At 55.1% G+C, this 530-nt stretch carries 1 pseudogene; it reads right to left on the reverse strand.

The features are described 5' to 3' along the window. Positions 1-323: 323 nt before the first annotated feature. Positions 324-530, reverse strand: a pseudogene (locus tag ACWTU8_RS32185) (hypothetical protein); the annotation flags it as partial.

Raw genomic sequence — 530 nt, forward strand, 5'->3', positions numbered from 1 at the left:
GAATTGCCAATTGCCACGATGATCGACCCTTATAAAATGATTGGCGTCCGGCGCGAGGCATATCCATGCGGACATCCCGCCCGGCCGTCCACGCCGGGTCGGATTATCGCCGATCTATGCCCCGGACCTGGGCAGCAGATCATCTTCAGCGGTCGCCAATGGGGGCTGAGAGATGTGGTCACAGTCGCCACGTTGAGCGTCTCTACGTCCATTCCACCGATCGCCTCATCCGCTGCGATCGATCGCGGACACCCTTTACTCTTTACTGTGCTCTCATCGTCCACCTACCCCCATGGAAGGCTGCGCCGACCCTGAGAGTACCGTTAAATGTTGCGCCAGATGCCGCCATTGAGACGTAGATTTTCTGGGCCTGCGGATAATACATTCTTTACTTCTTCGAAGAAGGCCTGCTGCCACCGTGTTGAAAACTGTCTCAACCCCTCGCCTGTATCGGCGACTGGCAGCCTCTTTACAACAAAACGAAACTGGTTTTCTACCCATATCGGAGAGGTAAAGACCGTAGGTACTTT

Source organism: Mesorhizobium sp. BHbdii (genome assembly GCF_053848045.1).